Raw genomic sequence first — 14,803 nt, forward strand, 5'->3', positions numbered from 1 at the left:
CTCAGTGCCCGAACAGCCAGAAGCGCGCGATGAAGCCCGCGCACAGCACGGCGGCGACGCTGGCCAGGATCAGCGCGGTACGCAGGTTCTTGTCACGCATGGCTCAATGCAGCTTCTGTTCGGCGGTGAGCTTCTCGACCAGCTCGCGGCTCGGCGGGTTTCCCAGGTGTGGAACGGCGCCGGCGACGGCACTTCCCACTCGAGCGTGTTGCCGCCCTCCCAGGGCTTCTGCGGAGCCGGGCCGGCGCCGCCCTTGATGGTCGGCAGCAGCACGCCGAACAGGAAGTAGACCTGGGCCAGGCCGAAGGCCAGCGCGCCGACCGATGCCATCGAGTTGAACTCGGTGAACTGGGTCGCGTAGTCCGGGATCCGGCGCGGCATGCCGGCCAGGCCGAGGAAGTGCATCGGGAAGAAGGTCACGTTGAAGGCGATCATCGACCACCAGAAGTGAATCTTGCCGCGGCTCTCGTGGTACATGTTGCCGGTCCACTTCGGCAGCCAGTAGTAGACGGCGGCGAACAGCGAGAACAGCGCGCCGGCCACCAGCACGTAGTGGAAGTGGGCCACCACGTAGTAGGTATCCTGCAGCTGGATGTCGACCGCGGCGACCGACAGCACCACGCCGGAGAAGCCGCCCATGGTGAACAGGCAGACGAAGCCGATCGCGAACAGCATCGGGGTCTCGAAGGTCATCGAGCCCTTCCACATGGTGGCGATCCAGTTGAACACCTTCACGCCGGTCGGCACCGCGATCAGCATGGTGGCGTACATGAAGAACAGCTGGCCGGTCACCGGCATGCCGGTGGTGTACATGTGGTGGGCCCACACCATGAAGCTCAGGATCGCGATCGACGAGGTGGCGTAGACCATCGAGTGGTAGCCGAACAGCACCTTGCGGGCGAAGGTCGGGATCACCTGGCTGACCACGCCGAAGGCCGGCAGCGCCATGATGTAGACCTCGGGATGGCCGAAGAACCAGAAGATGTGCTGGTACAGCACCGGGTCGCCGCCGCCGGCGGCGTTGAAGAAGTTGGTGCCGAAATGGCGGTCGGTCAGCACCATGGTCACCGCGCCGGCCAGCACCGGCATCACCGCGATCAGCAGGTAGGCGGTGATCAGCGAGGTCCAGACGAACATCGGCATGCGCATCAGGGTCATGCCCGGCGCACGCATGTTCAGGATGGTGGTGATGATGTTGATCGCGCCCATGATGGACGAGATGCCCATGATGTGGACCGCGAAGATGGTCAGGTCCATGCCCATGCCCATCTGCGTCGCCAGCGGCGCGTACAGCGTCCAGCCGGCCGCGGCGGCGCCGCCGGGCACGGCGAAGCTGATCAGCAGCAGCGCCGCGGCGGGCGGCAGCAGCCAGAACGACCAGTTGTTCATCCGGGCGAAGGCCATGTCGGGCGCGCCGATCATCAGCGGGATCATCCAGTTCGCCAGGCCGGTGAAGGCCGGCATGATCGCGCCGAACACCATGATCAGGCCGTGCAGCGTGGTGAACTGGTTGAACAGTTCGGGCTTGAAGAACTGCAGGCCCGGGTGGAACAGCTCGAGCCGGATGCACAAGGCCATCACGCCCCCGAGAGGAACATGATGAAGGCGAACCACAGGTAGAGCGTGCCGATGTCCTTGTGGTTGGTGGCGGTCACCCAGCGGCCGAGGCCGGTCGGGTGATCGTGGGCGTGGTCATGGTCGTCGTGACCGTGCACGTGATCGGGATGAATGGTGGTCATGTTCTGTCTCCTCGCTGTCCGTGCATCACTTGCGGGCGGCCTTGATGTCGGCGGGCTGCAGCAGATCGCCGGTCTTGTTGCCCCAGGCGTTGCGCTCGTAAGTGATCACCGCGGCGATCTCGGTATCGGACAGGGTCTTGCCCCAGGCCGGCATGGCGTTCTTGCCTTCCAGCACGATATGGATGTGATCGGCCTTATGCGCCGGGTCGCCGGCCATCTTCGAGCCGTCCAGCGCCGGGAAGGCGCCCTGGCCCTTGCCGTCCGACTTGTGGCAGACCGCGCAGTTCGCCTCGTAGACCTTCTGGCCGCGGGCGACCAGGTCGGGCATGGTCCAGACCTTGTTCGGATCGTCCTGGTTGGCCGCCATTTTCTTCTTCTGCTCGTCGACCCAGGCCTTGTACTTCTCTTCCGAGACGACGTTGACGACGATGGGCATGAAGCCGTGGTCCTTGCCGCACAGCTCGACGCACTGGCCGCGGTAGACGCCTTCCTTCTCGGCCTTGAACCAGGTGTCGCGGATGAAGCCCGGGATGGCATCCTGCTTGACGCCGAAGGCCGGGATCCACCACGAGTGGATCACGTCGTTGGCGGTGGTCAGGATGCGCACGCGCTTGCCGACCGGCACCACGACCGGGTTGTCGACCTCGAGCAGATAGTCGGCGTTGCGCACCGGCTTCTGCCCTTCGTAGTTCTCGTACTGCTCTTGCGGGGTGGCGAGGCGGCTATGGAAGCTGATGCCGTCCTCGAGGTAGTCGTAGCCCCACTTCCACTGGTAGCCGGTGACCTTGATGGTCATGTCGGCGCCGCGGGTGTCCTTCTGGGCGATGATGACCTTGGTCGCGGGCCAGGCCATGGCCACCAGGATCAGGACCGGGATGATGGTCCACACCAGTTCGATGGTGGTGCTTTCGTGGAAATTGGCGGCTTTGTGGCCGGCGTCCTTGCGGTGCTTGAAGATCGAATAGAACATCAAGCCGAACACCACCACGAAGATCACCGTGCAGATGATCAGCAGCAAGGTGTGCAGGTCGTAGACCTTGCCGGCCAGATCGGTGACGGGCGTTTGCAGGTTGTACTTGTACTCGGCCAAGGCAGGTGCGCCGGCAAGAAGCGCCAGCGCTGCGATCGACCACGATGCGCGTTTCTTCATGTTGTCCCCAGTAACGACGCGCCCGCGGATGCGGGCGAGTTTCGCTTCTGCGCCGGTGTTCCGGCGTCGTGTCGTTTCTTGCCTTGTCTTGACCGGCGTCAAGGCCGCGGCAAAAAGTCGCACGAATCCTAACAGAGGACTTAGGGTGGCTCAACGGCCAGAACTGGCAGAAATCCTTATCCAACAAGCCTTTCGAGCTCGAATCCGAGCATTTGCTCTTGATTCGATTCGGCTTTTTCCGCATTGACACGGTGAGGCAGGACAGCCAGCAGAGGCGCGCCGAGGTGTCGCGCCAGGTAGTCGAGGTTCTGCGCGCGCGCGCGCATGGACGGGTCGATGCAGTTGGCGACCCAGCCGGCCAGCGTCGCGCCGCGCGCGCGGATCGCCTCGGCGGTCAGCATCGCGTGGTTGAGGCAGCCCAGCCGCAGGCCGACCACCAGGATCACCGGCAGGCCGAGCGCGGCGGCCAGGTCGGCCATGCTGCGCGTCTCGTCGATCGGCGCCAGCCAGCCGCCGGCGGCCTCGACCAGCACCAGGTCGGCCATGCCGGCCAGCTCGCGGTAGCGCGCGGCGATCAGCTCGAAATCGATGCTCACGCCGGCCTCGCATGCCGCCAGGTGCGGCGAGATCGGCGGCAGGAAGGCGTAGGGATTGACCAGCTCGCGCGCGGCGGCGACGTTGCCGGCGGCGGCATGCGCCAGCACGTCCTCGCTGTCGAGCGTGCCGGCGGCGTTGACGGTGCAGCCCGAGGCGATCGGCTTCATGCCGACCGCGCGGTGGCCGGCTGCCGCGGCGGCGCGCAGCAGCGCGGCGGTGACGTAGGTCTTGCCGACTTCGGTGTCGGTACCGGTGACGAAATACCCTCTCATGGACCCTCTTTATTGGCGCCCCTGCGGTCGCGGCCGGAATTCGATCACCTGGCGGCCATCGGCGAAGCCGGGCTTGGGCGCCGGCTTCCAGGCATGGCCGTAGACCACCTCGTAGGTGGCCGGCAGGCGGCCGTCGCGGCGCAGCTTCTCGTAGGCGGCCTCGGCACGGGCGAAGGCTTGCTTGCCCATCAGCCCCCTGCCCCGGCCGACGGCGACGTTGTGGGCGCCGATCGCCTTGAGGTCGCGCATCACGTCGCGCACGTCGGCATAGGTGAGCACGATCTTCTCCATGTCCATCACCGGCGCGCTGAAGCCGGCGTGGCTCAGCGCGTCGCCGAGGTCGTGCATGTCGATGAATCGGTTGACGTGCGGCTTGTCGTCGGCGGCGGCGAAAGCGCCGCGCAGCTCCATCAGCGTATCGGGGCCGAAGGTGCTGAACATCAGCAGGCCTTCGGGCCGCAGTACGCGGTGGAATTCACGGAAGGCCCGGTCGGGCTCGTTGAGCCACTGGATCGCCAAACTCGACCACAAGAGGCCGAGCGAACCGTCGGCCAGCGGCAGCGATTCGAGATCGGCGCAAACCTGCCAGTTGCCGCGGCCGAGGACCCGGCCGAGCAGGCCGACCTTGCCGGCCGCCAGCTTCAGCATCGACAGGGCGAGATCGAGCTCGACCAGGCGGGCATCGGGAAAACGCGTGCGCAATTTCGGGCCGGCGTAGCCGGTGCCGCAGCCGGCGTCGAGCATGCGGCCCGGTTCCAGCTTGACCAGCTCGAGCCGCTCCAGCATGCGGTCGGCCACTTCGCGCTGCAGCACGGCGGCGCCGTCGTAGCTGGCAGCCGCGCGATCGAAGGCGCGGCGGACCTGGCGCTTGTCGGTATAGAACGCTTCGCTCATTCGGACGCCCGCGCCGCGCGGCCAGCCGCCAGGCGCATCTGCACGACGCGCAGCAGCACCGGCAGCACCGCCGCGCCGACGCCGATCAGCACGATCAGCGACAGGTTGCGCTTGATGAACTCGACGTTGCCGAACAGGTAGCCCAGCGGCACCAGGATGCCGACCCAGGCCAGCGTGCCGAGCACGCTGAAGCCGAGGAAGCGCAGGTAGGGCATCTGGGCCATGCCGGCCACGAAGGGCGCGAAGGTGCGCACCACCGGCACGAAGCGCGCCATCGCCACCGTCTTGCCGCCGTGGCGCTCGTAGAACGCATGGGTGCGGTCGAGGTGTTCGCGGCGGAACAGCTTGGAATCGGGATTGGCGAACAGCCGGTGGCCGGCGGCACGGCCGATCAGGTAGTTGGTGGAATCGCCGAGCACCGCGGCCGAGAACAGGCAGGCCGACAGCAGCCACGGGTCCATGCCGCCGGTGGCGGCCACCGCGCCGGCGACGAACAGCAGGGTGTCGCCGGGCAGGAAGGGGAAGATCACCAGGCCGGTCTCGCAGAAGATCACCGCGAACAGGAACAGGTAGATCCACGGCCCGTACAGCGTCACCGCGGTGGCGATGTACTGGTCGAGATGGAGGAAGAGGTCGATCAGGCTGAAGTCCACGGGCGGCTCGATATAGGGGCGGCCGGCCCGCGCGGGCCGGCCCGGTGAATCAGACGACGGCCTCGTCCTTGACCTTGACCGGCTTGACCATGTTCTCGCGCGTCAGGCCGAACAGCAGCAGCAGCGGCGAGGCCACCAGCACCGAGGAATAGATGCCGAACACGATGCCGATGGTCAGCGCCATGGCGAAGCCGTGCAGCGCCGGGCCGCCGAAGATCAGCATGGCCAGCACCATGGTCTCGGTCGAGCCGTGGGTGATGAGGGTGCGGCTCATGGTGGCGGTGATCGCGTTGTCGATCACCTCGGTCACGCTGCGACCGCGCATGCCGGCCTTGCGGAAGTTCTCGCGGATCCGGTCGAACACCACCACCGATTCGTTGACCGAGTAGCCCAGCACCGCCAGCACCGCGGCCAGCACGGTGAGCGAGAACTCCCACTGGAAGAAGGCGAACACGCCGAGGATGATCACCACGTCGTGCAGGTTGGCCAGGATGGCCGACACGGCGAAGCGCCATTCGAAGCGGATGGCGAGGTAGATGATGATGCCGACGCAGACCAGCAGCAGCGCGGTGAGGCCGTGGGTGACCAGCTCGTCGCCGACCGAGGGGCCGACGAACTCGACCTTGCGGCGCTCGACCTGGGCGTCGGTCTTGCGCAGTTCGGCCATCACGGTCTCGGACAGCTGCGCGCTGGTGGCGCCGGCCACGGTGGGCAGGCGGATCATCACGTCGCGCGTGGTGCCGAGCGCCTGCACCTGGATTTCCTTGCTCTGGCCGCCGAGCTTGAGTCCTTCGACCTGGTGCCGCACCTGGTTCAGGTCGGCCGGCTGGCTGTAGCGCACTTCTAGCACCGTGCCGCCGGTGAACTCGACCGACAGGTTGAGGCCGCGCGCGACCAGGAAGAACACGGCAAGCAGGAAGGTGACGAGCGAGATGGTCGTCGTCAGCTTCCCGTAGCTCATGAACGGGATGTCTTTCTTGAAATGGAACAGTTCGATCATGGTTTGGCCTGGCGACTGTTTGCAGTGGACCGGCATTCCGCTCGGAGCGCCGATCGCATGATTCCGGTTTCGTCGGCCGGAATTCGTTCCGGCAGCGGCGCTGAACCAGTGCACCGCCGGAACGGATTCCGACCTACGGGATGTATTGGGCGATCTCTAGACCGCCAGCGACTTCACCTTGCGGCGATAGCCGTAGATCAGGTTCACGAGGCCGCGCGACACCACCACCGACGAGAACATCGAGGTGACGATGCCGAGGCAGTGCACCACCGCGAAGCCGCGCACCGCGCCCGAGCCGAAGATCAGGAGCGCGACGCCGGCGATCAGGGTAGTGATGTTGGAGTCGAGGATGGTCGCCCAGGCGTGCTCGTAGCCGGCCTTGATCGCCGTCTGCGGCGGCATGCCGGCGCGCACCTCCTCGCGGATGCGCTCGTTGATCAGCACGTTGGAGTCGATCGCCATGCCGAGCGTCAGCGCGATGGCGGCGATGCCCGGCAGCGTCAGCGTGGTCCGCAGCACCGACAGCAGCGCGATCAGGAACAGCACGTTGACGGCCAGCGAGAACGAGGCGGTCAGGCCGAACACGCGGTAGTAGATCACCATGAAGACCACGATCGCGGCGAAGCCGTACAGCGTCGAGCTGAAGCCCTTCTGGATGTTTTCCTTGCCGAGGCTCGGACCGATGGTGCGTTCCTCGACGAAGTTCATCGGCGCGGCCAGGGAGCCTGCGCGCAGCAGCAGCGCGGTGTCGTTGGCGTCGGCGGTGGTCATCGAGCCGGAAATCTGCACCCGGCCGCCGCCGATCTCGGAACGGATCACCGGCGCGGTCACCACCTGGCCCTTGCCCTTCTCGATCAGCACCATCGCCATGCGCTTGCCGATGTTCTCGGCGGTGACCTGGCGGAAGATATTGGCGCCGGCCGAATCGAGGTTGATATGGACCGCCGGCTGGCCGTGGTCGTCGAAGCCGGCCTGGGCGTCGTTGATGTTCTCGCCGGTCAGCTCGACTTCCTTGCGCACCAGGATCGGCCGGTTGCCGCGCGCGTCGAGTTCTTCCATCAGCTCGAAGCCGGCCGGCACGCTGCCGCGCAGCGCGTCGCCGAGCGCGGCCTGGTCTTCGTTGACCATGCGCACTTCGAGCGTGGCGGTGCGGCCGATGATGTCCTTGGCGCGCGCGGTGTCCTGCACGCCCGGCAGTTGCACCACGATGCGCTCGGCGCCCTGCTGCTGGATCACCGGTTCGGTGGTGCCGAGCTCGTTGACGCGGTTGTGCAGCGTGGCGATGTTCTGCTTCACCGCATCGGTCTTGATGCGGAACAGCTCCTGCTGACCCAGCGTCAGCTTGAGCCGGTAATTGTTCTCGCCGCTCTGCTGGGCGATCTGCGCCACCGGCAGCGCGCGCTCGATGGCGCTGCGGGCACGACCCAGCGTGTCGGCGTCGCGCAACTGCACCTCGACGCCGTCCGGCAGGCGCTTGATCGCGCCGGCACGGATCTTCTTGTCCTTCAGCTCGCGCCGCACGTCGCCGGCCAGCCGTTCGTAGGCCTTGTCCTCGGCCGCCTTCATGTCGACTTCGAGCAGGAAGTGCACGCCACCGCTGAGATCCAGGCCGAGCGACATCGGGTGCGCGCCGAGCGCGGTCAGCCACTTCGGCGTGTTCGGCATCAGGTTCAGCGCGACGGTGTAGTCGTCGCCGAGCGTCTCCTGCACCAGGGTCTTGGCCTTGAGCTGGGTGTCGCTGTCCTTGAAGCGGGCCTTGAGGCTGCCGGCTTCGAGCGCGATGCTGAGCGGGGCGAGCTTGTTGTCGACCAGCACCTTCTCGATGCGGCCCATCGCCGCCTCGTCGACCTTGACCGCCGAGCGTGCGCCCGACACCTGCACGGCCGGGCTTTCGCCGTAGAAGTTCGGCGTGGTGTAGATCAGCCCGAGCGCGATGGCGGCCAGGATGAGCAGGTATTTCCAGATCGAGTATCGGTTCATGGCGGGACAGGAAGACGGCGCGGCGGCCGGATGGGGAAGGGGCGGCCGAACGGCCGCCCGCGACGGTTAACTCAGCGCTGGGCCTTGATGGTGCCCTTGTCGACCTTGGCCGCGATCGCGCCGCGCTGGACCACGATCTCGACGCCGTCGGACACTTCGAGCGTCAGGTAGGCCTCGCCGGCCTTGACCACGCGGGCCAGCACGCCGCCGTTGGTGATCACCTCGTCGCCCTTCTGCACCGCATCCAGCATCGCGCGGTGTTCCTTCATCTTCTTCTGCTGCGGGCGGATCATCAGGAAATAGAACAGCACGAAGATGACGATCATCGGCGCGATGGACGTCAGCATCTCCAGGCCGCCGGCCTGGGCAGGCGCAGCAGCGTAGGCGGGGGTGATCAGCATTGGATAAATCCCGGTAAACATTGAAAAACAAGCCGCGCATTCTAGCCCGGAACGGCGGCAGCGGAAAACCGCCGCGAATGGAGCGAAGGAAAGGCAGCCGGATGCACGGCGCGAATGCGCCGTCGGCGGGCCATGGAGTGCCGGCGATGCAAAAAGTTCGCGGAAATGCCGCCGACGTGCGGCGCCCCAAAAAGCACAAAAGCCCGCGAAGCACGACGAGCCCGTCGTTCCTTCGCAGGCTTTTGCCCGGCGTGATTACGCTCTTATCTAAAGATGGGGTCAGGCCGCGCCGCGTGCCCGATCGGCATGGAATTGCGTCACGAATGAGGCGAACGCATCGGCCTCGATCGCCGCGCGCATCTGCGCCATCAGCCACTGATAGTAATAAAGGTTGTGGATGGTATTGAGCCGCGCGCCGAGAATCTCGCCGGTACGGAACAGATGGTGCAGATAGGCGCGGCTGAAATTGCGGCAGGAATAGCAGGCGCAATCCTCGTCGAGCGGCGCCGCGTCGTCCTTGTAGCGCGCGTTCTTGATCTTGACGTCGCCCCAGCGGGTGAACAGCCAGCCGTTGCGCGCGTTGCGGGTCGGCATCACGCAATCGAACATGTCGACGCCTTGCGACACGCCGTAGACCAGATCCTCGGGCGTGCCGACGCCCATCAGGTAGCGCGGCTTGTCGGCCGGCAGCCGCGGCGCGGTATAGGCCAGCACGCGGGTGAACTCGTCCTTCGGCTCGCCCACGCTGAGGCCGCCGATCGCATAGCCGTGGAAGCCGATGTCCATGAGGCCGGCCAGGCTCTCGTCGCGCAGCCGCTCGTGCATGCCGCCCTGGACGATGCCGAACAGCGCATTGGGATTCTCGAGCCGCTCGAACTCGTCCTTGGACCGCCGCGCCCAGCGCGCCGACAGCCGCATCGAGGTCGCCGCGGTCTTCTCGTCGGCCGGATACGGGGTGCACTCGTCGAAGATCATCACCACGTCGGAGTTCAGCACCTTCTGGATCTGCATCGAGATCTCGGGCGTGAGGAACAGCTTGTCGCCGTTCACCGGCGACTGGAATTTCACGCCTTCTTCGCTGATCTTGCGCAGCGCGCCGAGGCTGAACACCTGGAAGCCGCCCGAATCGGTCAGGATCGGCTTGTTCCAGGCCATGAAGCGGTGCAGGCCGTCGTGCTTGCCGATGACGTCGAGACCGGGCCGCAGCCACAGGTGGAAGGTGTTGCCCAGCACGATCTGGGCGCCGATCTCGTCGAGCTCGTTGGGCGCCATCGCCTTGACCGAGCCGTAGGTGCCGACCGGCATGAACACCGGCGTCTCGACGGTGCCGTGATTGAGTTCGACGCTGCCGCGGCGCGCGCCGCCGCTGGTGGATTTGAGGGTGAAGAGCAAGCCGTTGGCCGGCATGGTGGGACTCCTCGCGCCACCGGAAGACAGTCCGGCGCGCCATGGTTGCGAACGCCCGCCGCATGGCGGGCAGGAAAAAGCCGGCGGGCGCAGCCGCCGGCCGGATCGGTTGAGAACGTTAACGCGTGTAGAAAACCGGATTGCCGCCGCGATGCTCGGCCAGCGTCAGCCGCATCGGCGCACCGCTGTCGACGCGATTGACGTCGACATTGCCCTCGTAGCCGGCGCCGGTATCGATATGGCAGTGCGATTCGTGGATCACCGGGTAAGGCACCGGATTGTGGCCGCAATAGGTGATCGACAGGCCCTCGCGCCAGCTCGGCCCGCGCCGTTCGAGCGAGGCCTGCGCCGCCTGGTCGGCCAGCGTGCGGCTCCAGATCAGCCGCTCGACGGCCTTGTCGTCGGCATGCACCAACCGCGCGTCGAGATCGGCATCGCGGTACAGCGCCAGGCCGCTCGGCGACTCGAGCAGCGCGGCATGGACCAGATTGAAGCGGTCCGGCGTGCCCGGCCCGACCACCAGCACGTGCGGCAGGCGGTTGATCACCTGGCCGGCCGCCATCAGGTTGGCGTCGTGCTTGAGGATGCCGCCGAGCGCCCAGCCACCGCCGTTGGCCACCGACATCGCGATCGCCGCGTCGTCGCCGGTCATGGCATTGAGCAGCATCTGCTCGTGATTGCCCAGCACGCTGTAGAACCACGGCTGGCGCAGCAGGTTGAGGCAGCCCATCGCATCGGGGCCGCGGTCAATCAGGTCGCCGGTGGCGAACAGCCGGTCGCCCTTGGCCGGATTGAAGCCCGACGCCACCAGCAGCACCTCGAGATCGCGCCGGCAGCCGTGCAGATCGCCCACGACGAAATCGCGGCCCTGCTCGTTGCGCGGCAGGAAGGCCACGCGCGGCGGCGCGACCGTTTCGGCGGATGTGACGGCAGTCGACATGACGGGATTATGGCAGTTCAGCGGCGAATTTCGCCTTTTCCTAATTTCTTACTATTACCGTGGCCGACCGGTACGCGGCTCAGCGCCGCTCGAGCAGCATCGCGTCGCCGTAACTGAAGAACCGGTATTGCCGTTCGACCGCATGGCGATAGGCCGCCATGATGCGATCATAGCCGGCGAAGGCCGACACCAGCATCAGCAAGGTCGAGCGCGGCAGGTGGAAGTTGGTGATCAGCGCGTCGACCAGGCGGAAGTCGTAGCCCGGCGTGATGAAGATGTCGGTATCGCCCTCGGGCTCGGCCAGCAGCCCGCGCTGGCAGGCTGCCTCGAGCGCGCGCAGGCTGGTGGTGCCGACCGCCACCACGCGGCCGCCGCGCGCGCGCGTTTCACGGATCGCCGCCAACGCCTCGGCCGGGATGCGGTAGCGCTCGTGATGCATGCGGTGCTCGGCCAGGTTCTCGACCCGCACCGGCTGGAAGGTGCCGGCGCCGACGTGCAGCGTCAGCCGCGCATGGCGCACGCCGCGCTCGTCCAGCGCCGCGAACATCGCCTCGGTGAAGTGCAGGCCGGCGGTCGGCGCCGCCACCGCACCCGGCTCGCGCGCGAACACCGTCTGATAGCGCTCGGCGTCGGCCGCGTCGGGCGTGTGTTCTATATAGGGCGGCAGCGGCAAGCGGCCGGCCGCCTCGAGCACGTCGAGCACCGGCGCGTCGAACTTCAGGCGGAAGAACTCGCCCTGCCGCGCCAGCATCGCGGCGCCCCAGGCCTCGCCGAGCAGCAGCCGGCTGCCCGGCCTGGGCGGCTTGCTGGCGCGGATCTGCGCCAGCGCCTCGAATTCGTCCAGCACGCGCTCGACCAGCACTTCGACCTGGCCGCCGCTGTCCTTGCGGCCGAACAGCCGGGCCTTGATCACGCGCGTGTCGTTGAGCACCAGCAGGTCGCCCTCGCGCAGCAGCGCCGGCAGATCGGCGAAACGGCCGTCATGCAGCCCACCGGCCACCGGCAGGTGCAGCAGGCGGCTGCCGCCGCGCTCGGCGGGCGGAAACTGGGCGATCAGGGATTCGGGCAGGAAGTAGTCGAAATCGGAAAGCAGCATATGTCGGCATCTGCCGGGAAAACGCCAGATTATACCAGCGCCCGGTTTTGGCCCCGATGAACGGCAAAATCGGCGCGGGCCTTGCGACACATGCAATAACGCAACAGGAAACTCAGAAAGTTCAAGCGGTTGCTTGACCGAATTTTCGGCGAACTGTAGACAATGCGCGCGCATCTGCGGCAAACTCGCCGCCATGACTCAGCCGCACTCGCACAATTTGGCTGGACAGCACCGCAGTATCCTGGTAGTGCACGGACCGAACCTCAACATGCTCGGCCGGCGCGAGCCACAATACTACGGCAGCGACACGCTCGCCAGCATCGACGCTCGCCTGGTCGAGCGCGCGCGCGCGGCCGGCTTCGCCTGCGAGACCTTCCAAAGCAACAGCGAAGCCGCGCTGATCGAGCGTATCCACGCCGCCTTCGACGACGGCACCGGCTTCGTGGTCATCAATCCGGCGGCCTTCACCCATACCAGCGTCGCCCTGCGCGATGCGCTGGCGGCGGTGAAGCTGCCCTTCGTCGAAGTCCACCTCTCCAACGTCCACGCCCGCGAACCGTTCCGGCATCACAGCCATTTCTCGGACATCGCGGTGGGCGTGATCTGCGGTTTGGGGCCGGCCGGCTACGGCTACGCGCTCGAACACGCCATCGACCACCTGAGTCGCCAAGCGTCGGCCTGAGCCGGCAAACCCGGCCAAGCGCCACACCCTGACTACATATAAGAAGGAACGGGCATGGATTTACGCAAGCTCAAGAAGCTGATCGACCTCGTTGAAGAATCCGGCATCGCCGAGATCGAAGTCACCGAGGGCGAAGAAAAAGTCCGCATCACGCGCGTCTCGCAGAATGCGCAGATGATCTACGCGCAGGCCCCGATGCAGCAGGTGGCCCTGCCGACCGCCGCGCCCGCCGCCGCCAGCGCCCCGGCCGCCGAAGCCGCGCCTGCCGCCTCCGGCCTGCCCGCCGGCAACGTGGTCAAGTCGCCGATGGTCGGCACCTTCTACCGCTCGGCCAGCCCGGGCGCCAAGCCGTTCGCCGAGGTCGGCCAGGCCGTCAACGTCGGCGACACGCTGTGCATCATCGAGGCGATGAAGCTGCTCAACGAGATCGAGGCCGAAGTCAGCGGCACGATCAAGGCCATCCTGGTCGAGAACGGCTCGCCGGTCGAATACGGCGAGCCCTTGTTCGTGATCGGCTGAATTTCGCCGTGAAACGTGAAATGTGAAAGGTGGAACGTGGGCGGCCGAGCCGCCTGCGTTTTGCTTTTCACGTTTCACTTTTCACCTTTCACATTTCACGGGGTTCCAAGAAATGTTCGAAAAAGTCCTCATCGCCAATCGCGGCGAGATCGCGCTGCGTATCCAGCGCGCCTGCCGCGAGCTTGGCATCAAGACCGTGGTGGTGCATTCCGAGGTCGACCGCGAGGCCAAGTACGTCAAGCTGGCCGACGAATCGGTCTGCATCGGCCCGGCACCGTCGCCGCTGTCCTATCTGAATATCCCGGCCATCATCTCGGCGGCCGAAGTCACCGACGCCCAGGCCATCCATCCGGGCTACGGCTTCCTCAGCGAGAACGCCGACTTCGCCGAACGCGTCGAGCAGTCGGGCTTCGTCTTCATCGGCCCGCGGCCCGAGTCGATCCGGCTGATGGGCGACAAGGTCAGCGCCAAGGATGCCATGAAGGCTTCGGGCGTGCCCTGCGTGCCCGGCTCGGACGGCGCGCTGCCGGACGACCCGGAAGAGATGCTGAAGATCGGCCGCCGCGTCGGCTACCCGGTCATCATCAAGGCCGCCGGCGGCGGCGGCGGCCGCGGCATGCGCGTGGTGCGCAGCGAGGAAGACCTGATCAAGTCGGTCGAGATGACGCGCACCGAAGCCGGTGCCGCCTTCGGCAACCCGACCGTCTACATGGAGAAGTTCCTCGAGAACCCGCGCCACATCGAGATCCAGGTGCTGGCCGACGAATACGGCAACGCGGTCTACCTCGGCGAGCGCGACTGCTCGATGCAGCGCCGCCACCAGAAGGTGATCGAGGAAGCGCCCGCGCCCGGCATCACCGACAAGCTGCGCAAGAAGGTCGGCGAGGCCTGTGCCGAAGCCTGCCGCCGCATCGGCTACCGCGGCGCCGGCACCTTCGAGTTCCTGTTCGAGAACGGCGAGTTCTACTTCATCGAGATGAACACCCGCGTGCAGGTCGAGCACCCGGTCACCGAGCAGATCACCGGCATCGACATCGTGCAGGAGCAGATCCGCATCGCCTCGGGCGAGAAGCTGCGCATCGCGCAGAAGGACGTGCACATCAAGGGCCATGCGATGGAGTGCCGCATCAACGCCGAGGATCCGTTCAAGTTCACCCCGAGCCCCGGCCGCATCACCACCTACCATCCGCCCGGCGGCCCCGGCATCCGCGTCGATTCGCACATCTACCAGGGTTACACCGTGCCGCCGAACTACGACTCGATGGTCGGCAAGGTGATCGCCTACGGCGACACCCGCGAGCAGGCGATGGCGCGCATGCGCATCGCGCTGTCGGAGATGGCGGTCGAGGGCATCAAGACCAATATCCCGCTGCACCAGATGCTGTTCAACGACCCGGGCTTCGTCAAGGGCAGCACCAGCATCCACTATCTCGAGCACCTGCTCGCGGAGACCCGGTCCTAAGTCCGAGCCCT

The 14,803-nt window shown here is 66.4% G+C and carries 16 protein-coding genes; 3 read left to right on the forward strand and 13 right to left on the reverse strand.

The annotated features are described in order from the left end of the window. Position 1: 1 nt before the first annotated feature. From H9L41_RS25190 to queA, 13 genes are all read right to left on the reverse strand, one after another. Positions 2 to 100, reverse strand: coding sequence for a cytochrome oxidase small assembly protein (locus tag H9L41_RS25190; RefSeq protein ID WP_211236811.1), 99 nt, complete (start codon positions 98 to 100; stop codon positions 2 to 4). After that, positions 70 to 1,578: a cytochrome c oxidase subunit I gene (locus H9L41_RS20125; RefSeq protein ID WP_308419540.1), complete on the reverse strand. Its 1,509-nt coding sequence runs from the start codon at positions 1,576 to 1,578 to the stop codon at positions 70 to 72. The genes H9L41_RS25190 and H9L41_RS20125 overlap by 31 nt, the downstream gene beginning before the upstream one ends. Beyond that, a complete protein-coding gene (locus tag H9L41_RS25875; RefSeq protein WP_308419541.1) occupies positions 1,578 to 1,739 on the reverse strand; it encodes a hypothetical protein in 162 nt (53 codons plus the stop codon). The genes H9L41_RS20125 and H9L41_RS25875 overlap by 1 nt, the downstream gene beginning before the upstream one ends. A 25-nt stretch (positions 1,740 to 1,764) precedes the next feature. Continuing rightward, positions 1,765 to 2,889: a cytochrome c oxidase subunit II gene (coxB, locus tag H9L41_RS20130; RefSeq protein ID WP_051318730.1), complete on the reverse strand. Its 1,125-nt coding sequence runs from the start codon at positions 2,887 to 2,889 to the stop codon at positions 1,765 to 1,767. A gap of 176 nt (positions 2,890 to 3,065) precedes the next feature. Further along, complete coding sequence (bioD, locus tag H9L41_RS20135) at positions 3,066 to 3,758, reverse strand: dethiobiotin synthase (protein WP_051318729.1); 693 nt, start codon at positions 3,756 to 3,758, stop codon at positions 3,066 to 3,068. 9 nt (positions 3,759 to 3,767) lie between these two features. Next, a complete protein-coding gene (gene bioC, locus H9L41_RS20140) occupies positions 3,768 to 4,652 on the reverse strand; it encodes a malonyl-ACP O-methyltransferase BioC (RefSeq protein ID WP_028444897.1) in 885 nt (294 codons plus the stop codon). Beyond that, on the reverse strand, positions 4,649 to 5,305 hold the full coding sequence (locus H9L41_RS20145; RefSeq protein WP_028444896.1) for a DedA family protein: 657 nt from the start codon (positions 5,303 to 5,305) through the stop codon (positions 4,649 to 4,651). Before H9L41_RS20145 ends, bioC begins: the two co-directional genes overlap by 4 nt. Before the next feature lie 49 nt (positions 5,306 to 5,354). Then, positions 5,355 to 6,302, reverse strand: coding sequence for a protein translocase subunit SecF (secF, locus tag H9L41_RS20150; RefSeq protein WP_028444895.1), 948 nt, complete (start codon positions 6,300 to 6,302; stop codon positions 5,355 to 5,357). 159 nt (positions 6,303 to 6,461) lie between these two features. After that, positions 6,462 to 8,285, reverse strand: a complete 1,824-nt coding sequence (secD, locus tag H9L41_RS20155; RefSeq protein ID WP_028444894.1) for a protein translocase subunit SecD — start codon at positions 8,283 to 8,285, stop codon at positions 6,462 to 6,464. A gap of 71 nt (positions 8,286 to 8,356) precedes the next feature. Next, entirely contained in the window at positions 8,357 to 8,686 is a 330-nt protein-coding gene (gene yajC / locus H9L41_RS20160; protein WP_028444893.1) for a preprotein translocase subunit YajC, read from the reverse strand. Positions 8,687 to 8,965: 279 nt separating this feature from the next. Further along, complete coding sequence (gene tgt, locus H9L41_RS20165; RefSeq protein ID WP_034606076.1) at positions 8,966 to 10,093, reverse strand: tRNA guanosine(34) transglycosylase Tgt; 1,128 nt, start codon at positions 10,091 to 10,093, stop codon at positions 8,966 to 8,968. Between the two features lie 118 nt (positions 10,094 to 10,211). Next, entirely contained in the window at positions 10,212 to 11,033 is an 822-nt protein-coding gene (locus H9L41_RS20170) for a metallophosphoesterase (protein WP_051318728.1), read from the reverse strand. 79 nt (positions 11,034 to 11,112) lie between these two features. Next, complete coding sequence (gene queA / locus H9L41_RS20175; RefSeq protein WP_028444891.1) at positions 11,113 to 12,129, reverse strand: tRNA preQ1(34) S-adenosylmethionine ribosyltransferase-isomerase QueA; 1,017 nt, start codon at positions 12,127 to 12,129, stop codon at positions 11,113 to 11,115. A gap of 193 nt (positions 12,130 to 12,322) precedes the next feature. Here queA and aroQ point away from each other — a divergent pair, with 193 nt between their 5' ends. From aroQ to accC, 3 genes are all read left to right on the forward strand, one after another. Beyond that, on the forward strand, positions 12,323 to 12,811 hold the full coding sequence (aroQ, locus tag H9L41_RS20180) for a type II 3-dehydroquinate dehydratase (RefSeq protein ID WP_051318727.1): 489 nt from the start codon (positions 12,323 to 12,325) through the stop codon (positions 12,809 to 12,811). Positions 12,812 to 12,865: 54 nt separating this feature from the next. Beyond that, a complete protein-coding gene (gene accB / locus H9L41_RS20185; RefSeq protein WP_028444889.1) occupies positions 12,866 to 13,330 on the forward strand; it encodes an acetyl-CoA carboxylase biotin carboxyl carrier protein in 465 nt (154 codons plus the stop codon). 112 nt (positions 13,331 to 13,442) lie between these two features. Further along, a complete protein-coding gene (gene accC, locus H9L41_RS20190; protein ID WP_028444888.1) occupies positions 13,443 to 14,792 on the forward strand; it encodes an acetyl-CoA carboxylase biotin carboxylase subunit in 1,350 nt (449 codons plus the stop codon). Positions 14,793 to 14,803 lie beyond the last annotated feature (11 nt).

Source organism: Chitinimonas koreensis, assembly GCF_014353015.1.
Lineage (GTDB): Bacteria > Pseudomonadota > Gammaproteobacteria > Burkholderiales > Chitinimonadaceae > Chitinimonas > Chitinimonas koreensis.

Excerpts from the sequence above, each read along its gene's own strand:
- H9L41_RS25190 (WP_211236811.1), bottom strand. The coding sequence starts at position 100 with ATGCGTGACAAGAACCTGCGTACCGCGCTGATCCTGGCCAGCGTCGCC.
- H9L41_RS20125 (WP_308419540.1), bottom strand. The coding sequence starts at position 1,578 with ATGGCCTTGTGCATCCGGCTCGAGCTGTTCCACCCGGGCCTGCAGTTC.
- H9L41_RS25875 (WP_308419541.1), bottom strand. The coding sequence starts at position 1,739 with ATGACCACCATTCATCCCGATCACGTGCACGGTCACGACGACCATGAC.
- coxB (WP_051318730.1), bottom strand. The coding sequence starts at position 2,889 with ATGAAGAAACGCGCATCGTGGTCGATCGCAGCGCTGGCGCTTCTTGCC.
- bioD (WP_051318729.1), bottom strand. The coding sequence starts at position 3,758 with ATGAGAGGGTATTTCGTCACCGGTACCGACACCGAAGTCGGCAAGACC.
- bioC (WP_028444897.1), bottom strand. The coding sequence starts at position 4,652 with ATGAGCGAAGCGTTCTATACCGACAAGCGCCAGGTCCGCCGCGCCTTC.
- secD (WP_028444894.1), bottom strand. The coding sequence starts at position 8,285 with ATGAACCGATACTCGATCTGGAAATACCTGCTCATCCTGGCCGCCATC.
- yajC (WP_028444893.1), bottom strand. The coding sequence starts at position 8,686 with ATGCTGATCACCCCCGCCTACGCTGCTGCGCCTGCCCAGGCCGGCGGC.
- tgt (WP_034606076.1), bottom strand. The coding sequence starts at position 10,093 with ATGCCGGCCAACGGCTTGCTCTTCACCCTCAAATCCACCAGCGGCGGC.
- H9L41_RS20170 (WP_051318728.1), bottom strand. The coding sequence starts at position 11,033 with ATGTCGACTGCCGTCACATCCGCCGAAACGGTCGCGCCGCCGCGCGTG.
- queA (WP_028444891.1), bottom strand. The coding sequence starts at position 12,129 with ATGCTGCTTTCCGATTTCGACTACTTCCTGCCCGAATCCCTGATCGCC.
- aroQ (WP_051318727.1), top strand. The coding sequence starts at position 12,323 with ATGACTCAGCCGCACTCGCACAATTTGGCTGGACAGCACCGCAGTATC.
- accB (WP_028444889.1), top strand. The coding sequence starts at position 12,866 with ATGGATTTACGCAAGCTCAAGAAGCTGATCGACCTCGTTGAAGAATCC.
- accC (WP_028444888.1), top strand. The coding sequence starts at position 13,443 with ATGTTCGAAAAAGTCCTCATCGCCAATCGCGGCGAGATCGCGCTGCGT.